Raw genomic sequence first — 14,401 nt, forward strand, 5'->3', positions numbered from 1 at the left:
ACAAATACGGCCATTTTGAGTACCTCCGTAGCGCCTTTTTCGGCCCCTATCCATCGAAGAAGATCAGATGGCCGCAAGTGATGCAAATCGATTTAAACGGTCGTGATCCACAGCTTCTGCGGGCCTGTAAAGTCCTTGCCGTTGTGGAGCCATGCCGAATGGGTCTAAGAATGTAACGAGCTTGAAATACAGAGGCCGGACGGCGATTCGTGGCCGTCTGGTGCGTATCGGGAAAGCGTGATGGCGGCAGGAAAGACAGTCAAGGCGGCGATCGAGGAGTTGCGCAGCGCAGTCAGCAGCCTCGAGAATGCCGTTGACGGGCGCTTCGACCGGGAGCGCGACCGCGGTGAAATTGAAGGCGAGGTTCGCCGGATCAACACCGACCGGTCACGGCTGGCGCAGGAGCTCGACCAGTCGCAATTCCGCGCAAACCGTCTTGAGGAAGTGAACCGCGAAGTCTCGCGCCGTCTCGTGACGGCCATGGAAACGATAAGGGCAGTGCTGGACCGCTGATGCGTGGTCCGCCTGCGGGCAGGTGACGGGAATGGCGCAAGTAACGGTGACGATCGACGGCAAGGCCTATCGCATGGCATGCGAAGAAGGCCAGGAAGATCACCTGACGGACCTCGCCAACCGCTTCGACCAGTATGTCAGCCATCTGAAATCCCAGTTCGGCGAAATCGGTGACCTCCGGCTGACCGTCATGGCCGGCATCATGGTGATGGACGAGCTCAGCGAAGTGAACCGCAGGCTGAAAAGCCTGCAGACGGAGACCGACAATCTAAGGCAGGGACGCGATGCGACCGTGGCCGACCAGCAGAAGGCCGAGGAGGCGCTTGCCTCGGTGCTGTCAGAGGTGACGACGCAGATCCACGGCATCGCGGCAAAGCTTTCCGGCAAGGGTGCTCCCGCCAACTGAATTTGGAGAAGTTCGGCGGCACCACTGGCGCAAGCTGCCAAGCCACTCTATATTGCCGTTGCGGTCTGCGCTTCCCGACAGGACACCACAATCCCTGGGGCCATACTCGATCCACGGGAGCTGTCCCTGACCTGGCCCGTGGGCTAGGTCACATGGCGCCCACCTACGTTTGTAGGCACCCAGGATCGTAAACCATCCACCGGCTGTGTGGATCGCACTTTTTCCTTTCCGGCGCAAGTCAGGTGTGAGCCGCCGGCGGAGCGCGGAAAGCCTCGCGAATGGCGTTGGCCATACTTTCAACGATCCGCTTGTTTCCGCTTCGCGCCCTGGTCTTCAGCACCACATTCGAAAAGTCGATGACGTCGTACCCTTCTGCGGCCGTCAGTTCCCGGCACCCGACGGGGATGCTGCTGCGGGTAAGCGGAGCGATGGCGAGGCCGGATGTCACGGCGGCGATCAGGCCGTTGCTGGCGCGGCTGATATAGGCGACGCGGCTTTCGATGCCGCGTCTCTTCAGGTTCTTCAGCGCCAGAGCGTCGCACCATCCGCCTTTCAGATAGGTATAGGTGGCGATCGGCACGGGATGGCGCTCGTGGATCTGATGCTGGTCCGACGTCACCCAGACGGTCGGATCAACCATCAGAACTTCGTTCTTCGGATGGCCGCCGGGTTCGAAAACGACCGCTATATCGATTTCGCCTGCCTCGAGAGCCGCCAGATTGGATATTGAGACGCCCTGCTGCACTGTGACTTCGACGCCCGGATGAATGGCGGCGAAGGCGCCGAGAGCCTTCGGCAGGGCCGAATTGATGTATTCTTCCGAGATTCCGATCCTCACCGAGCCGTCGAGGGCGGGCTGTCGGATGGACGCAGCGGTATCATCGAGCAGGGAGACGATGCGGCGCGCATTGTCGAGAAGCCGCGCACCGTGACCCGTCATGTTGACGCCGCGCGATCCGCGCTCGAACAGCGGCTCGCCAAGAATGTCCTCCAGTTTCTTGATCTGCACGCTGACAGCGGACTGCGTCCGGCCAACCGTCTTCCCCGCCTTGGTAAAATTGCCGCTGTCGGCCACCGCGACGAAGGTTCTCAGAAGATCGCTTTCAAGAGGAGGAAACACCGCAGCCAGCCATCATGTTTTCGAATGATAGACATCGTTGCAATTTGTTGGATTGATGTCAACGCAAGTCCGATACTCTGCGAGAACCTATGGGAGTTTCGGATATGAAGCACGATCACAGGGCACGGCGACGGTCCGTCAGAATGACGGAGCATTTTTGGCGCGGCATTGAGGAATGGCGGGCAGGGCGCCTGGCACGGCGAGCATTGGCCCAGATATTACGGCGCGAGAACGCGCATCTGCTCGATGATATCGGGATCGACAAGGCAGACGTCGATTGCAGACGGGATCAGGCTCAGGATGGTGCAAGGCAGCGTTTTTGGATGTTGTGAAATAAGGTTGAGAGAGAGAGAGAGAGAGAGAGAGAGACCTTTTCGTCGCAAAAAGTTGTAGAAGCGACGGCGGCGCGGTTTCCCTCTGCCGGTTGGATGCACTAGAAATAGACATTCGCTGTAAGAGGGTATGTGCATGACACCGAGGGAACTGAAGGCTGCGCTGCGAATGGAGCGGCTGGCGCTGCGCGATGCGATGACGCCGGACGCGCGGCTGAAAGCCAGCCTTAGAATGCTCGACCATGCCGGCGACGTCATCGAGTTCGAGCCCGGGCATGTGATTTCCGGCTTCTGGCCGATCCGCTCGGAAGTCGATATCCGGCCGCTGATGACACGCCTGCGCGAGCGCGGCGCGCGGCTGTGCCTTCCCGTCATTCTCGACAAGAAGACCATTGTTTTTCGGGCACTCGTGCCCGGTGTTCCGATCATCGAAACCGGTTTCGGCACCACCGGCCCGGGCGAGGATGCGCCGGTGCTTGATCCCGACATCATGCTGGTGCCGCTGTCGGCCTTCGACAGAACGGGTCACAGGATTGGCTACGGCGCCGGATATTACGACCGCGCGATCGAACGTTTGCGCCGGAAAGGCCATATGCCAAGGCTGATCGGGATTGCATTCGACTGCCAGGAAGTGGCATCAGTGCCCGCAGAGCCACACGATGTGGCGCTGGACGCCCTGCTGACCGAAAGCGGGCTCAGGATCTTCGGGCTAGGAATAAGCAAATATGAGACTTTTGTTTCTGGGTGACATGGTTGGCAAGACCGGCCGAACGGCGGTCTGGGACCGATTGCCCGGTTTGATCAGTGATCTGAAGCTCGATTTCGTCATCGTCAACGGCGAGAATGCTGCCGGCGGCTTCGGCATCACCGAGGACATCTTTCTCGAAACCATCAATGCCGGCGCCGATGTCGTGACCACCGGCAACCATGTCTGGGACCAGAAGGAGGCCGTTACCTTCTGCGAGCGGCACGACCAGTTCCTGCGCCCGGCCAACTATCCGGCAGGTACGCCCGGCCGCGGCTCCAATCTCTATTTCGCCCGCAACGGCGCGCGCGTGCTCGTCGCCAATGTCATGGGCAGGGTGTTCATGCATCCGGAACTGGATGATCCCTTCAAGGCGGCGGAAGCCATTCTTGACGCCTGTCCGCTGAAGGAACAGGCCGATGCCGTCGTCTTCGATTTCCACGCGGAAGCGACCAGCGAGAAGCAGTGCTTCGGCCATTTCGTCGACGGCCGCGCCAGCTTCGTTGTCGGCACCCATACGCATGTGCCGACCGCCGACCACCAGATCCTCAATGGCGGCACGGCCTATATGTCGGATGCCGGCATGTGCGGCGACTATGACAGCTCGCTCGGGATGGAGAAGGAAGAGCCGCTGAACCGCTTCATCTCGAAAATGCCGAAAGGCCGCTTCGAGGCGGCGTCCGGTCCTGCCACCATCTGCGGCGTCGGCGTCGAGATTTCCGATCGCACTGGCCTTGCGGAAAACATCGCCCCTCTCCGGATCGGGCCGCGGCTGGCGGAGACGATACCGGGGTTCTGGGTATGAAACCGCCTCGGCGGAACAAGAAGGCAATGACGCGATTGTGAGCAGCCGCACACAATCGCTGCTGGACGTAGCTTTCATCGTGCCTATCCTCAAGGCCCATGCAAATCCTTGACTGCGGGGTGCATGATGCTGCGATATCTCCTCCTCCCGTTTGCCGCCATCGCGCTTTTGCATTTTCTCTGGCCGATGCCGGCGCGTGCGCAGAATTCGACCCGGCCGATCAGCCAGTGCCAGGCGATCGCTGAGGCGCTTCCCGATGTCGCCTTTGCCAGTTTCAACCCGCGGGCTGCGCTTAATGTGCAAGCCGTCGTCAGCGACGAGGTGAAGATCACCTATATCGGCCATTCGACTTTTCTCATCGAAACGCCCGGCGGTTTATCGATCGCGACGGACTATAGCGGCTGGTATGCGCCGCCGAAGACGCCGGATGTGGTGACGATGAACAAGGCGCATTCCAGCCACTACACGCTGACGCCCGATCCGGCGATCAAGCATGTCCTGCATGGATGGGGTGGCGACGGCGAGCCGGCGGATCATGATGTCGTTATCGGCGACACCTATATCCGCAACGTGACGACCGACATTCGCGCTGGCAGCGGGATGATGGAGCCGGACGGCAATTCCATTTTCATTTTCGAAGTCGCAGGTCTCTGTATCGGCCATCTCGGCCACCTGCATCACGAACTCGATGATACCGACTATGCCGAGATCGGCCGCCTTGACGTGCTGATGGTGCCGGTCGATGGCGGTCTGACCATGGGTGCGGAAAGCATGAGCCGCGTTGTGACGCGGCTACGCTCCGCGCTGATCCTGCCGATGCATCGGCGCGGGCCGCCGGTCGCGAATTTCCTTCAGATGTCCGGCGATGGCTTCGACAAGAGCTTTGCGACGGAAGCGAGCGTCACGGTTTCCCTGCGTTCCTTGCCAAAGAAGCCGCTGATTTATATCCTGCAGGGCGTGTGACTTCGGGGACACATTGTTAGGAATCATGGAATGAGATTTTTCGCCGTCTGTATGCTTGCCATTCTTTCCATGACATCCCTTGCTGTGGCCGAGGGAGCCCCGCCACCGCGTATGCCGACGGCGGAAGGCGACAAGAACGTCGCCGTGCCGGAAACGAAATCGTTCGGCCGGAGGCAGGAATTCGTGCTGCCATCCGGCAATATCGGCTGTGTCTATACGCCGGAGGGTGGAACGGAGGTCTACCAGCCAGCCGACGGCGGCCCTGAACTCTCCTGCGACCGCGCCGCGCCGCGTTATGTTCGGGCGACGCTGTCGCGCAACGGTGCGGCCAACCTCTTTCACGATGTAGGCGACCAGAGCTGCTGCTCCGCCGGCCCGGTACTCGATTATGGCCAGACCTGGACGGCGGGACCGTTCTCCTGCCTCTCCACCCGCAGGGGCCTTTCCTGCGAGCGCGATGGCGGTCACTCCTTCTTTCTCAGCCGCCGGCGGATCGACGCCAACTGAAAAAAAGTGGTGCCTGCTGGACGCAAAGCGCCAATGAAACTATAAGGCGCCCAAATCCAAACATGACAAGTATGCGAAGAGGGCGCCATGGCCGGCCATTCACAGTTCAAAAACATCATGCACCGCAAGGGCCGTCAGGACGCAGTGCGGTCGAAAATGTTCTCCAAGCTTGCGCGCGAAATCACTGTCGCGGTCAAGGGCGGCCTGCCTGACCCGACCATGAACGCGCGCCTGCGCCTGGCGATCCAGAACGCCAAGGCACAGTCGATGCCGAAGGACAATATCGAGCGCGCCATCAAGAAGGGTTCCGGCGCCGACGGCGAAAACTACGAGGCCGTGCGTTACGAAGGTTACGGTCCGGGCGGCGTTGCCGTCATCGTCGAGGCGCTGACCGACAATCGCAACCGCACCGCCTCCAACGTCCGTTCGACCTTCACCAAGGCTGGCGGCGCGCTCGGTGAAACCGGGTCGGTTTCCTTCTCCTTCGACCGCGTCGGCGAAATCGCCTACAAGCTGTCGGCCGGCAGCGCCGACAAGGTCATGGACGCGGCGATCGAAGCCGGCGCCGAAGACGTGACGACCGACGAAGACGGTCACTTTATCACCTGCGGGTTCGAGGATATCGGCGAAGTGTCTAAGGCCTTGGAAGCAACGCTCGGCGAAGCAGACATGGTCAAGGCGATCTGGCGGGCCCAGAACACCATGCCGGTCGACGAAGAGCGCGCGCAGTCGCTGATGAAACTGATCGACACGCTGGAAGACGACGACGACGTCCAGAACGTCTACACCAATTTCGAAGTCTCCGACGAAGTCATGGCCAAACTTTCGGCCTGATCAGTTAAATCATGTCATGGCAAAGGGCCCGGTTTTCAGCCGGGCTTTTTTATGCGGCTTTTGCCAAGTCCTGTTGCGCCTCGGCAAACAGGCGCACAGATTTCAGCCGTGCCTCCATATCGTAGATCGGCATGGAAATGATCAGCTCATCAGCCTTCGTCTGGTCGAGGAACCGGTCGAGCTTTGTCCTGATCGCCGCCGGGCCACCGACGACTGCGTAGGTCATCGCGTGATCGACGAAGACCTTTTCCGTCTCGCTCCATAACCCGTCCATGGAGTCCACCGGCGGCGGAAACTGGCCGCGCGCATTGCGACGAAGGGCCACGAAAGATTGCTGCATCGAGGTGAAGAGATGGCTGGCTTCGTCGTCGGTACCGGCAGCGACGCCCATGATGCCGACCATGGCATACGGCTGATCGAGATATTGCGACGGCTCGAAGCGCTCGCGATAGATCTCCAGCGCGGACAGAAGCATATCCGGCGCGAAATGCGAAGCGAAGGCGAAGGGCAGGCCGAGCATGCCGGCAAGATGGGCGCTGAAATGGCTGGAACCGAGCAGCCAGATCGGCACGTTGCTGTCGGCGCCGGGAACGGCGATCAGAGCCTGATCTTCCTTGGCCGGGCCGAGCAGCGCCTGAAGTTCGACCACATCGTTCGGGAAATTGTTGGCGCTCGTCTCCATGTTGCGGCGAAGTGCTGCGGCAGTGCGCATATCCGTTCCGGGTGCTCGGCCGAGACCGAGATCGATGCGGCCGGGATAAAGGGCTGCCAGCGTGCCGAACTGTTCGGCGATCACCAGCGGTGAATGGTTCGGCAGCATGATGCCGCCGGAGCCGACCCGGATCGTCTTCGTACCCGCCGCAACATGGGAAATGACAATCGAGGTCGCGGCACTGGCTATACCTTTCATGCCGTGATGCTCCGCCAGCCAGAAGCGCTTGTAGCCCGCCGCTTCCGCCTCTTGCGCAAGCCGGCGTGAATTCTGCAGCGCCTGGGAGGCGTTTGACCCGTGTGTGATCGGGGAAAGGTCGAGGATGGAAAAGGGGACCATGATAAATCCTTCGATCAACGATTTTGATAGAGGCCTATGTAAGATCGAATTTCGTAAATCCAAGCCTGCCGGAGGAGAGAGGGTGCAGATCAGTTCCCGCTAAATCATGGGAATGTTTTTGTTTTGTTCACATTTTGCTGGCAGCGTCCCGCCATCGGGAATAGGATTTGAGCATGCAGAATACGATTCGCATCATCGGTATCGACCCGGGACTTCGCCGCACCGGGTGGGGCATCATTGACACGCTCGGCAACTCCTTGCGGTTCGTCGCCTCCGGCACCGTCACATCCGATGGCGAGATGGACCTTGCTTCGCGCCTTTGCCAGTTGCATGACGGATTGGCGGAGGTGATCCACAGTCACAAGCCGGATGAGGCGGCGGTCGAGCAGACCTTCGTCAACAAGGATGCGGTGGCGACGCTGAAGCTTGGCCAAGCGCGCGGCATCGCCATGCTGGTGCCGGCCCGGGCCGGCTTGCAGGTCTCCGAATATGCGCCGAATGCGGTGAAGAAGGCAGTGATCGGCGTTGGCCACGGCGAGAAGCAGCAGATTCACATGATGCTGAAAATCCTGATGCCGAAGGCCGAATTCAAGGGCAATGACGCCGCCGATGCGCTGGCGATCGCCATCTGCCACGCCCACAATCGCGGTGCAGCACGGATGCGGATGGCGGCGCTTGCAGGCTGATTTGTTCTTGACTTGTTCTGATGGTAAGGATATTTCTTACTTTGAAGGAGCATGTCGATGCGCGTTACGTCGAAAGGTCAAGTTACTATTCCCCGGGACCTGCGAGAGCTGGCGGGTATAGCGCCCAATAGCGAGGTCCTTTTTTTAATGGAGGGCGGCAAGTTGACCATTGTTCCCAAAGACGGCCGGCAGGAACAGGAAGACCGCGTTCGCCTTGAGCGATTTCTTGAGACATTGCAACGGCTTGAAGGAACGGGCGATCAGGAGGTCGACGCGAACCAGCTTATGGAAATGACACGGGACCGCTGATCTCATGGCGACTTTGGTGGATACAAATGTCCTGGTCGATATAGCTGTTCGCGACCCGACCTGGTTGGGGTGGTCAAAAACCCAGCTTATCGCCGCCGCAAAACGTGGCGCTGTCGTCATCAATCCGGTCATCTACTCGGAATTTTCGGTGCGTTATCAACGAATGGAAGAGGTGGACGCCCTCTTGCCGGAACCCCAATACAGTCGGGAAAACCTCCCCTGGCCTGCGGCGTTTGCAGCCGGAGTGGCTTTTGGTAAATACAGGCAAGCCGGTGGGCGCGAGCGGGTGCTACCCGATTTTCTCATCGGTGCGCACGCGGCCATTCGCGGCCACACCATTTTGACCCGCGATCCAAAGGGCTACCGGGCCTATTTTCCTTCCGTCGAACTGATCACGCCGGAGACCCACCCATGAAGGATTTTTCGCCATGATCGGCAAACTCAAGGGAACGATCGACGAGATCGGCGACGACCATGTCGTCGTGGATGTTCACGGCATCGGCTATGTCGCGCATTGCTCGTCGCGGACATTATCCAGGATAGGCTCGCCGGGCGAGGCGGTCGCACTCTTCATCGAGACCTATGTCCGGGAGGATCAATTGCGGCTGTTCGGCTTCCTGTCGGCGCTCGAGCGAGAATGGTTCCGCCTGCTGCAGAGCGTTCAGGGCGTCGGCTCCAAGGTGGCGTTGGCAGTCCTCTCGGTTCTGACGCCGGGCGAACTGGCGAATGCGATCGCTTTGCAGGACAACACATCCGTGTCGCGGGCGCCGGGTGTCGGCCCGAAGGTCGCGGTGCGTATTGTCACCGAACTCAAGAACAAGGCACCTGCCTTTGCCGGTGAAGCGGCGGCCAATATCGGCCTGAAGCAGGAGCTTGGCGAAGGCGTTGCTGCAGCACCTGTGGCCGATGCGGTTTCGGCGCTGAGCAATCTCGGCTACTCCCGCGATCAGGCTGCAAACGCGGTTGCCGCGGCGCTGAAGAATGGCGGCGAGGGCGCAGATAGCGCCAAGCTGATCCGGCTGGGGCTGAAGGAACTGGCGCGCTGACTGGCCGTTTGTGTGATCGGCGGAAATTTGCTAGAATTTCCGCCAAAACTAATTCCGTTGGAAGGATTGCGCCATGTGGTGGGAAGTTACCCTTTCGCCGAAGGGTCAGGTGACCATCCCGAAGGAAATGAGGGAGGCCTTGAAGCTCCGCCCCGGCGATCAGTTGATCTATTCCGTCGTTGATGGCGAGGTCGTCCTTACCCCCAAGAATATCGATTTCAACGATCTTGCCGGTCTGCTGGGAAAGCCCCCCAAAGGACGGGCCACCTTGGACGAAATCGATTCTGCAGTCTTGAAGGGCGGCGGCGCGAATGTCGTGGATACGCAGGACGACGATGAAGCGGACGCTTCGGCATGACGGTGTTCGGGCTGGACACGAATATCGTGATACGGTTTTTCGTCAATGACGATCCGGTGCAGCGCGCAGCGGCACTCCAGTTCGGGGAAGGTCTTGGGCGGGACTATTCGGCTTTTGTCACACTTATCGGATTGCTGGAGCTTGATTGGGCCCTTCGGTCGCAATACGGGTACGACAGGAAAGATGTTACGTTTGCCATTGACCGGTTGCTCCACACGCGCGGGCTCATCGTCGAGAATCATACGCTTGTCGTAAAGGCTCTTCGGCTTGTCGAAAAAAACAATGCAGATTTTGCAGATGCCGTGATTGCCTGCCGCTCGTTTGAGGAAGGTTGTCACTCCACCAAGACCTTCGATGTGAAGGCCGCACGCAAAGTCCCCGGAATGGAACCCCTCGCATGACCGATGCCGCACGTCTGATCACACCGGAAAAGCGGGGCGAAGACCTCGATACGACGCTGCGGCCGCAGTCGCTGGACGAATTTACCGGCCAGGCGGAGGCGCGCGCCAATCTGAAGGTGTTCATCCAGGCGGCGAAGAACCGTGGCGAGGCGCTGGATCACGTGCTGTTCGTCGGTCCGCCCGGCCTCGGCAAGACAACGCTGGCGCAGATCATGGCCAAGGAGCTCGGCGTCAATTTCCGCTCGACCTCGGGTCCTGTGATCGCCAAGGCGGGGGACCTTGCGGCGCTTCTGACCAATCTCGAAGACCGCGATGTGCTGTTCATCGATGAAATCCACCGGCTCAACCCGGCGGTCGAGGAGATCCTCTATCCGGCGATGGAGGATTTTCAGCTCGACCTGATCATCGGCGAAGGGCCGGCGGCACGCTCGGTGAAGATCGACCTGTCGAAGTTCACACTGGTTGCCGCCACCACCCGGCTCGGCCTTCTCACCACGCCGTTGCGCGATCGTTTCGGCATTCCGGTGCGGCTGAGCTTCTATACGGTTGAGGAGCTGGAACTGATCGTCCGGCGCGGCGCCCGGCTGATGGGCCTCGGCATCACCGACGACGGCGCCCGCGAAATCGCGCGGCGCTCGCGCGGCACGCCGCGTATTGCCGGCAGGCTGTTGCGCCGGGTGCGGGATTTCGCCGAGGTGGCGAGGGCGGAAGCCGTGACCAAGCAGATCGCCGACGAGGCATTGACCCGGCTTCTGGTCGACAATATGGGCCTCGATCAGTTGGACAAGCGGTATCTGACGATGATCGCGCTCAATTTCGGCGGCGGTCCGGTCGGGATAGAAACGATCGCGGCGGGGCTGTCGGAACCACGCGATGCGATCGAGGATATCATCGAGCCCTATATGATCCAGCAGGGTTTTATCCAGCGCACGCCGCGCGGACGTGTTTTGACCGCAAATGCATGGAAACATCTTGGATTGCAGGTGCCTAAGGATCTTGAGGCCACTCAGTTCCGCCTGTTCCAAGAGGATGATTGAGTCAGGCGGCTCTCAAATTTGTCGGGTGAGTGCCATGCTTATGGCCACATCGTCGAGGATGACCGCAGCCTCATCGTTTCGGGCAGGCTCGGCTGCTCGCTCGCGCCCATCCGCTTCGGCTCGCCGCCGGAAACCGTCGTTGTCGACCACGAATAGCAACGGGCTTTTGGGCTGACGTTGCGGCCGCCGCCACACGGTTATCCGGCCAGTTGTTCGACCGTCCGCCGCAGGAGATACCTGCCGCCGGGTCTCCAGCCAAGCGATTGGATCTTGCAGCACCCCATCGGATTGTAGCCGGATGCGTCTGCCTGTTCCGGCAGCGGATGCGGACAGTGTGTAACCCGCTGCAGGATCGAGAGAATTTCGCGGTTGCCGGTCAGGATATCCGACACGTTGAACGTCCCGCCGTTGATCCGCACCGTATCGACCTCCAACATCAACCGGACGGCCTTGGCGACATCTTCGCCATGCACTTCGGTCCCTATACGCGGGGGAACGATCCTTCCCGACAAGTAGTCCTCGAAAAGTGATGCCCATTTGTGCGTGCGGCCCGGGCCTGCGGGACCGTAGATTCCCGTGGCCCGTAGGCTGGCGGTGACAAAGTCATGGCCGCAAAGCGAAAGCAGGCTGCGCTCGGCCTGCAGCTTGATTTCGCCATACAGCGTATCGGGCCTGGCAAGCATGCCTTCCTCCAGCAAGGCGCCGGCGGCTTGCGGGCCGTAGGCGGCGCGGCTCGACAGGAAGACGCAGCGGCGGACGCCGGCGTCGCGCGCGCTCTCGAACAAGCGCACGGTCCCATCCAGATTGGCGCGGCGAAATCCGTCTGGATCATCGCCTTCGCCGCCACGATACCTTCCCGGCAGATGTTCGAATGCCGCGTGGACGAAATAGTAGACGTTGTCGAAGGCCTCGATCTGGTCTGCTTCGGGATCAAGCAGCAGAGGGACAAAAGCAACGTCCTTCGAAAAGAAACACGGTTCAGGCGCCGTGCGGCCACCGACGGTAACTTTGTAGCCGCGCTCCAGCAGGTGCTCGACGATGAAGCGGCCGGCATAGCCTGTGCCGCCGGAAACGAGAACGCGTGTCATGACTTCCTGAGCTCGTCGAGGTTTGGCGACCCCGGATTTGGCAGGTCGGCGATCTCCGGAAGTTTCTCGCCAATGAAGAAAGCATGCCAGAGATCGATCAGAGGTTGCAGCTTTTCTTCTTTCGGATGGTCCTTTTCCCAAGGTTTTTCATATTGGTAATGCAGCACGCCGATTGATGCCCAATCCCATAGCGCCGGCAAGTTGAACCAGACATATTGCAGCATGTTCATCGTGACAGGCAGGCCGTGCCAGTCCGGGAAGAAATTCTGCAGAAAGGTCTGGTCGGTGCGTGGCCAGAAAGCATCGGGAGCATCGAGCTGTGCGAGCATGGCTTCGAAAGTTGAAAGCGACGGGGCGGCTACGAACACGCCAGCGTTCAGCCGGTGAAAGTCGGCAAGGCTCTCGTAGACATTCGGTGCTGCGGAAAATTCGGGATAGCCGAAATAGCGATCGATATTCTTCAGAACCAGTGCGTCGGCATCGATGAAGATGCAGCGGTCGTATTCGGTCAGTTGCCAGAGCCGCAGCTTGCAGAAATTGTCGAGCGGCGAATGGAAGTCGGGTTTGCGGCCCTTGGTAAAGGGAGCGGTGTCATGGACATTCCGGCGGGAATGGCGTTCGTTGAAAGCGTCCGACAGAGGCAGGAGCTCGGTGGCGACGAGCCGGCAGCCGAGCCCGGCAAGCGGAATGAGCCGATAGGGTTCCACGCCGCCGGTGTGAAGGACGACGATATCGGCACCGGTGTCCGTCAGCCTTATGGAGCGGGCAAGGGCGGTCGCTCCCATGGCGTAGTCGGCGTTCGTCACGAGCGTGACGAACGCATTGCGCGAACCGGCGGCGCGGGAAGGTACGATGCCTTCTGAAACCGGAGTGGACTGGGTCATGAGACCGATTTCAGCCTCCGGCCTTCCGGGTCGTGGTTGATCTTGGTGGCGATGTCCTTTGTCCAGGCCGAAACGGCAGGGACGCGGCTGCGATCGACGCGGTAGGCGTATTTCTTGCCGACATCGACGATTTCCGCAAGCAGACCGTCCTGAAGCGTGGTCGGATTGAGACCAAGATCCCGGAACTTCTCGTTGCGCACGACGAGATCGTTCTCGGATGCTTCGTTGCGTGGATTGGGCAGCCAGGCGATCTCGGAGCCGGTCAGGCCCGCGATCATTTCCGCCAGGTCGCGGATCCGGTGGGTCTCGGTCATCTGGTTGAAGATTTCCACGCGGGCGCCGCGCTGCGGCGGGTTCATCAAAGCGAGCTCGATGCAGCGCACCGAATCCTGGATATGGATGAAGGCGCGGGTCTGGCCGCCGGTGCCGTGCACCGTCAGCGGATAGCCGATCGCGGCCTGGATAAGGAAGCGGTTGAGCACGGTGCCATAGTCGCCATCATAGTCGAAACGGTTGATCAGCTGGGTATGGCGGCGGGTCTGTTCGGTGTGAGTGCCCCAGACGATGCCCTGATGGAGGTCGGTGATCCGCATGCCGTCGTTTTTGGCATAGAACTGGAACAGGAGCTGATCGAGGCACTTGGTCATGTGGTAGATCGAGCCGGGATTGGCTGGGTAGAGGATGTCCTGGGCGACGGTGCGGCCATCCTCAGTCTCGATGCCGACCGGCAGGTAGCCTTCCGGGATTGCCGCGCCGACGGTCGAATAGCCATAGACGCCCATGGTGCCGAGATGGACGAGATGCGCGTCGAGGCCGATCTCGACCAAGGCGTTCAAGAGGTTATGGGTCGCGTTGACGTTGTTGTTGACCGTGTAGTTCTTGTGCCGGTCGCTCTTCATCGAATAGGGGGCTGCGCGCTGTTCGGCGAAATGGATGACGGCGTCGGGGCGATTTTCGGCGAGCCAGTTTTTCAGGAGTTCGTAGTCGCGGGCGAGATCGACGGGGTGGAAATGGATGCGGCGGCCGGTTTCGGCGTGCCAGATGCGGGTTCGTTCCTGAATGGAATCCATCGGAGTGAGCGACTGGACCCCGAGCTCGGTGTCGATCCAGCGGCGCGAGAGATTGTCGAGAATGTGAATGTCATGCCCGGCATCGGAGAGATGCAGGGCCGTCGGCCAGCCGACGAAGCCATCACCGCCAAGGACAGCAATTTTCATGCAGGGAATCTCCTTCACGTGGAAACGATGTGACGGTGATAGGGATGGAATGTGACAGGACGACAATGCTTGCCAAACGGCTTTTGTTCCGCCACAGGA

19 protein-coding genes, 1 other RNA gene and 1 pseudogene are annotated in these 14,401 nt (G+C 60.3%); 16 read left to right on the forward strand and 5 right to left on the reverse strand.

Features of this window, described 5'->3' with window-relative positions:
* Positions 1-240: 240 nt before the first annotated feature.
* The 3 genes from ACSQ2Z_RS04605 (at position 241) to ssrS (ending at position 1,137) form a co-directional block, all read left to right on the forward strand.
* Entirely contained in the window at positions 241-513 is a 273-nt protein-coding gene (locus ACSQ2Z_RS04605) for a DUF4164 domain-containing protein (protein WP_436080118.1), read from the forward strand.
* A gap of 31 nt (positions 514-544) precedes the next feature.
* Positions 545-919, forward strand: a complete 375-nt coding sequence (locus tag ACSQ2Z_RS04610; RefSeq protein WP_436080119.1) for a cell division protein ZapA — start codon at positions 545-547, stop codon at positions 917-919.
* Between the two features lie 59 nt (positions 920-978).
* A non-coding RNA gene (ssrS, locus tag ACSQ2Z_RS04615) (6S RNA) lies at positions 979-1,137 on the forward strand.
* 20 nt (positions 1,138-1,157) lie between these two features.
* Here the strand turns inward: ssrS and ACSQ2Z_RS04620 are convergent.
* Positions 1,158-2,039, reverse strand: a complete 882-nt coding sequence (locus tag ACSQ2Z_RS04620) for a LysR family transcriptional regulator (RefSeq protein ID WP_436080120.1) — start codon at positions 2,037-2,039, stop codon at positions 1,158-1,160.
* 468 nt (positions 2,040-2,507) lie between these two features.
* Between ACSQ2Z_RS04620 and ACSQ2Z_RS04625 the strand changes: the two genes are divergently transcribed.
* The 5 genes from ACSQ2Z_RS04625 (at position 2,508) to ACSQ2Z_RS04645 (ending at position 6,225) form a co-directional block, all read left to right on the forward strand.
* Complete coding sequence (locus ACSQ2Z_RS04625) at positions 2,508-3,119, forward strand: 5-formyltetrahydrofolate cyclo-ligase (RefSeq protein ID WP_436080121.1); 612 nt, start codon at positions 2,508-2,510, stop codon at positions 3,117-3,119.
* Positions 3,097-3,921 carry a TIGR00282 family metallophosphoesterase gene (locus ACSQ2Z_RS04630; protein ID WP_436080122.1) on the forward strand — a complete coding sequence of 275 codons (825 nt, stop codon included), beginning with the start codon at positions 3,097-3,099 and terminating at the stop codon, positions 3,919-3,921. Before ACSQ2Z_RS04625 ends, ACSQ2Z_RS04630 begins: the two co-directional genes overlap by 23 nt.
* Before the next feature lie 123 nt (positions 3,922-4,044).
* Positions 4,045-4,884: an MBL fold metallo-hydrolase gene (locus ACSQ2Z_RS04635; protein WP_436080123.1), complete on the forward strand. Its 840-nt coding sequence runs from the start codon at positions 4,045-4,047 to the stop codon at positions 4,882-4,884.
* A gap of 30 nt (positions 4,885-4,914) precedes the next feature.
* Complete coding sequence (locus ACSQ2Z_RS04640; RefSeq protein WP_436080124.1) at positions 4,915-5,391, forward strand: hypothetical protein; 477 nt, start codon at positions 4,915-4,917, stop codon at positions 5,389-5,391.
* A gap of 87 nt (positions 5,392-5,478) precedes the next feature.
* The gene (locus tag ACSQ2Z_RS04645) at positions 5,479-6,225 is read left to right on the forward strand and encodes a YebC/PmpR family DNA-binding transcriptional regulator (RefSeq protein ID WP_436080125.1); all 747 of its coding nucleotides are present in this window, start codon (positions 5,479-5,481) and stop codon (positions 6,223-6,225) included.
* 49 nt (positions 6,226-6,274) lie between these two features.
* Here ACSQ2Z_RS04645 and ACSQ2Z_RS04650 read toward each other — a convergent pair whose 3' ends face one another.
* Complete coding sequence (locus ACSQ2Z_RS04650) at positions 6,275-7,276, reverse strand: LLM class flavin-dependent oxidoreductase (protein ID WP_436080126.1); 1,002 nt, start codon at positions 7,274-7,276, stop codon at positions 6,275-6,277.
* Between the two features lie 173 nt (positions 7,277-7,449).
* On the opposite strand from ACSQ2Z_RS04650, the gene ruvC reads away from it, so the two are divergent.
* From ruvC to ACSQ2Z_RS04690, 8 genes and pseudogenes are all read left to right on the forward strand, one after another.
* On the forward strand, positions 7,450-7,962 hold the full coding sequence (ruvC, locus tag ACSQ2Z_RS04655) for a crossover junction endodeoxyribonuclease RuvC (protein WP_436080127.1): 513 nt from the start codon (positions 7,450-7,452) through the stop codon (positions 7,960-7,962).
* Between the two features lie 57 nt (positions 7,963-8,019).
* On the forward strand, positions 8,020-8,271 hold the full coding sequence (locus ACSQ2Z_RS04660; protein ID WP_436080128.1) for an AbrB/MazE/SpoVT family DNA-binding domain-containing protein: 252 nt from the start codon (positions 8,020-8,022) through the stop codon (positions 8,269-8,271).
* Between the two features lie 4 nt (positions 8,272-8,275).
* On the forward strand, positions 8,276-8,686 hold the full coding sequence (locus tag ACSQ2Z_RS04665; RefSeq protein ID WP_436080129.1) for a type II toxin-antitoxin system VapC family toxin: 411 nt from the start codon (positions 8,276-8,278) through the stop codon (positions 8,684-8,686).
* Positions 8,687-8,699: 13 nt separating this feature from the next.
* Positions 8,700-9,317 carry a Holliday junction branch migration protein RuvA gene (ruvA, locus tag ACSQ2Z_RS04670; protein WP_436080130.1) on the forward strand — a complete coding sequence of 206 codons (618 nt, stop codon included), beginning with the start codon at positions 8,700-8,702 and terminating at the stop codon, positions 9,315-9,317.
* A gap of 73 nt (positions 9,318-9,390) precedes the next feature.
* On the forward strand, positions 9,391-9,675 hold the full coding sequence (locus ACSQ2Z_RS04675) for an AbrB/MazE/SpoVT family DNA-binding domain-containing protein (RefSeq protein ID WP_436080131.1): 285 nt from the start codon (positions 9,391-9,393) through the stop codon (positions 9,673-9,675).
* A complete protein-coding gene (locus tag ACSQ2Z_RS04680) occupies positions 9,672-10,076 on the forward strand; it encodes a PIN domain-containing protein (protein ID WP_436080132.1) in 405 nt (134 codons plus the stop codon). The genes ACSQ2Z_RS04675 and ACSQ2Z_RS04680 overlap by 4 nt, the downstream gene beginning before the upstream one ends.
* On the forward strand, positions 10,073-11,113 hold the full coding sequence (gene ruvB / locus ACSQ2Z_RS04685) for a Holliday junction branch migration DNA helicase RuvB (protein WP_436080133.1): 1,041 nt from the start codon (positions 10,073-10,075) through the stop codon (positions 11,111-11,113). The genes ACSQ2Z_RS04680 and ruvB overlap by 4 nt, the downstream gene beginning before the upstream one ends.
* Positions 11,114-11,137: 24 nt before the next feature.
* Positions 11,138-11,269 (forward strand): annotated as a pseudogene (locus ACSQ2Z_RS04690) (metallophosphoesterase); the annotation flags it as partial.
* A gap of 41 nt (positions 11,270-11,310) precedes the next feature.
* Here the strand turns inward: ACSQ2Z_RS04690 and ACSQ2Z_RS04695 are convergent.
* From ACSQ2Z_RS04695 to ACSQ2Z_RS04705, 3 genes are read right to left on the reverse strand one after another with little or no spacing between them, the layout of a single operon-like run.
* Positions 11,311-12,201, reverse strand: a complete 891-nt coding sequence (locus ACSQ2Z_RS04695) for an NAD-dependent epimerase/dehydratase family protein (RefSeq protein ID WP_436080134.1) — start codon at positions 12,199-12,201, stop codon at positions 11,311-11,313.
* Entirely contained in the window at positions 12,198-13,085 is an 888-nt protein-coding gene (locus tag ACSQ2Z_RS04700; protein ID WP_436080135.1) for a glycosyltransferase, read from the reverse strand. Before ACSQ2Z_RS04700 ends, ACSQ2Z_RS04695 begins: the two co-directional genes overlap by 4 nt.
* On the reverse strand, positions 13,082-14,302 hold the full coding sequence (locus ACSQ2Z_RS04705; RefSeq protein ID WP_436080136.1) for an NAD-dependent epimerase/dehydratase family protein: 1,221 nt from the start codon (positions 14,300-14,302) through the stop codon (positions 13,082-13,084). Before ACSQ2Z_RS04705 ends, ACSQ2Z_RS04700 begins: the two co-directional genes overlap by 4 nt.
* Positions 14,303-14,401 lie beyond the last annotated feature (99 nt).

Source organism: Pararhizobium sp. LjRoot235 (assembly GCF_964254145.1).
GTDB lineage: Bacteria > Pseudomonadota > Alphaproteobacteria > Rhizobiales > Rhizobiaceae > Pararhizobium.

Coding starts and splice junctions, on each gene's coding strand:
- ACSQ2Z_RS04605 (WP_436080118.1), top strand. CDS start 241: ATGGCGGCAGGAAAGACAGTCAAGGCGGCGATCGAGGAGTTGCGCAGC.
- ACSQ2Z_RS04610 (WP_436080119.1), top strand. CDS start 545: ATGGCGCAAGTAACGGTGACGATCGACGGCAAGGCCTATCGCATGGCA.
- ACSQ2Z_RS04625 (WP_436080121.1), top strand. CDS start 2,508: ATGACACCGAGGGAACTGAAGGCTGCGCTGCGAATGGAGCGGCTGGCG.
- ACSQ2Z_RS04630 (WP_436080122.1), top strand. CDS start 3,097: ATGAGACTTTTGTTTCTGGGTGACATGGTTGGCAAGACCGGCCGAACG.
- ACSQ2Z_RS04635 (WP_436080123.1), top strand. CDS start 4,045: ATGATGCTGCGATATCTCCTCCTCCCGTTTGCCGCCATCGCGCTTTTG.
- ACSQ2Z_RS04640 (WP_436080124.1), top strand. CDS start 4,915: ATGAGATTTTTCGCCGTCTGTATGCTTGCCATTCTTTCCATGACATCC.
- ACSQ2Z_RS04645 (WP_436080125.1), top strand. CDS start 5,479: ATGGCCGGCCATTCACAGTTCAAAAACATCATGCACCGCAAGGGCCGT.
- ACSQ2Z_RS04650 (WP_436080126.1), bottom strand. CDS start 7,276: ATGGTCCCCTTTTCCATCCTCGACCTTTCCCCGATCACACACGGGTCA.
- ruvC (WP_436080127.1), top strand. CDS start 7,450: ATGCAGAATACGATTCGCATCATCGGTATCGACCCGGGACTTCGCCGC.
- ACSQ2Z_RS04660 (WP_436080128.1), top strand. CDS start 8,020: ATGCGCGTTACGTCGAAAGGTCAAGTTACTATTCCCCGGGACCTGCGA.
- ACSQ2Z_RS04665 (WP_436080129.1), top strand. CDS start 8,276: ATGGCGACTTTGGTGGATACAAATGTCCTGGTCGATATAGCTGTTCGC.
- ruvA (WP_436080130.1), top strand. CDS start 8,700: ATGATCGGCAAACTCAAGGGAACGATCGACGAGATCGGCGACGACCAT.
- ACSQ2Z_RS04675 (WP_436080131.1), top strand. CDS start 9,391: ATGTGGTGGGAAGTTACCCTTTCGCCGAAGGGTCAGGTGACCATCCCG.
- ACSQ2Z_RS04680 (WP_436080132.1), top strand. CDS start 9,672: ATGACGGTGTTCGGGCTGGACACGAATATCGTGATACGGTTTTTCGTC.
- ruvB (WP_436080133.1), top strand. CDS start 10,073: ATGACCGATGCCGCACGTCTGATCACACCGGAAAAGCGGGGCGAAGAC.
- ACSQ2Z_RS04695 (WP_436080134.1), bottom strand. CDS start 12,201: ATGACACGCGTTCTCGTTTCCGGCGGCACAGGCTATGCCGGCCGCTTC.
- ACSQ2Z_RS04700 (WP_436080135.1), bottom strand. CDS start 13,085: ATGACCCAGTCCACTCCGGTTTCAGAAGGCATCGTACCTTCCCGCGCC.
- ACSQ2Z_RS04705 (WP_436080136.1), bottom strand. CDS start 14,302: ATGAAAATTGCTGTCCTTGGCGGTGATGGCTTCGTCGGCTGGCCGACG.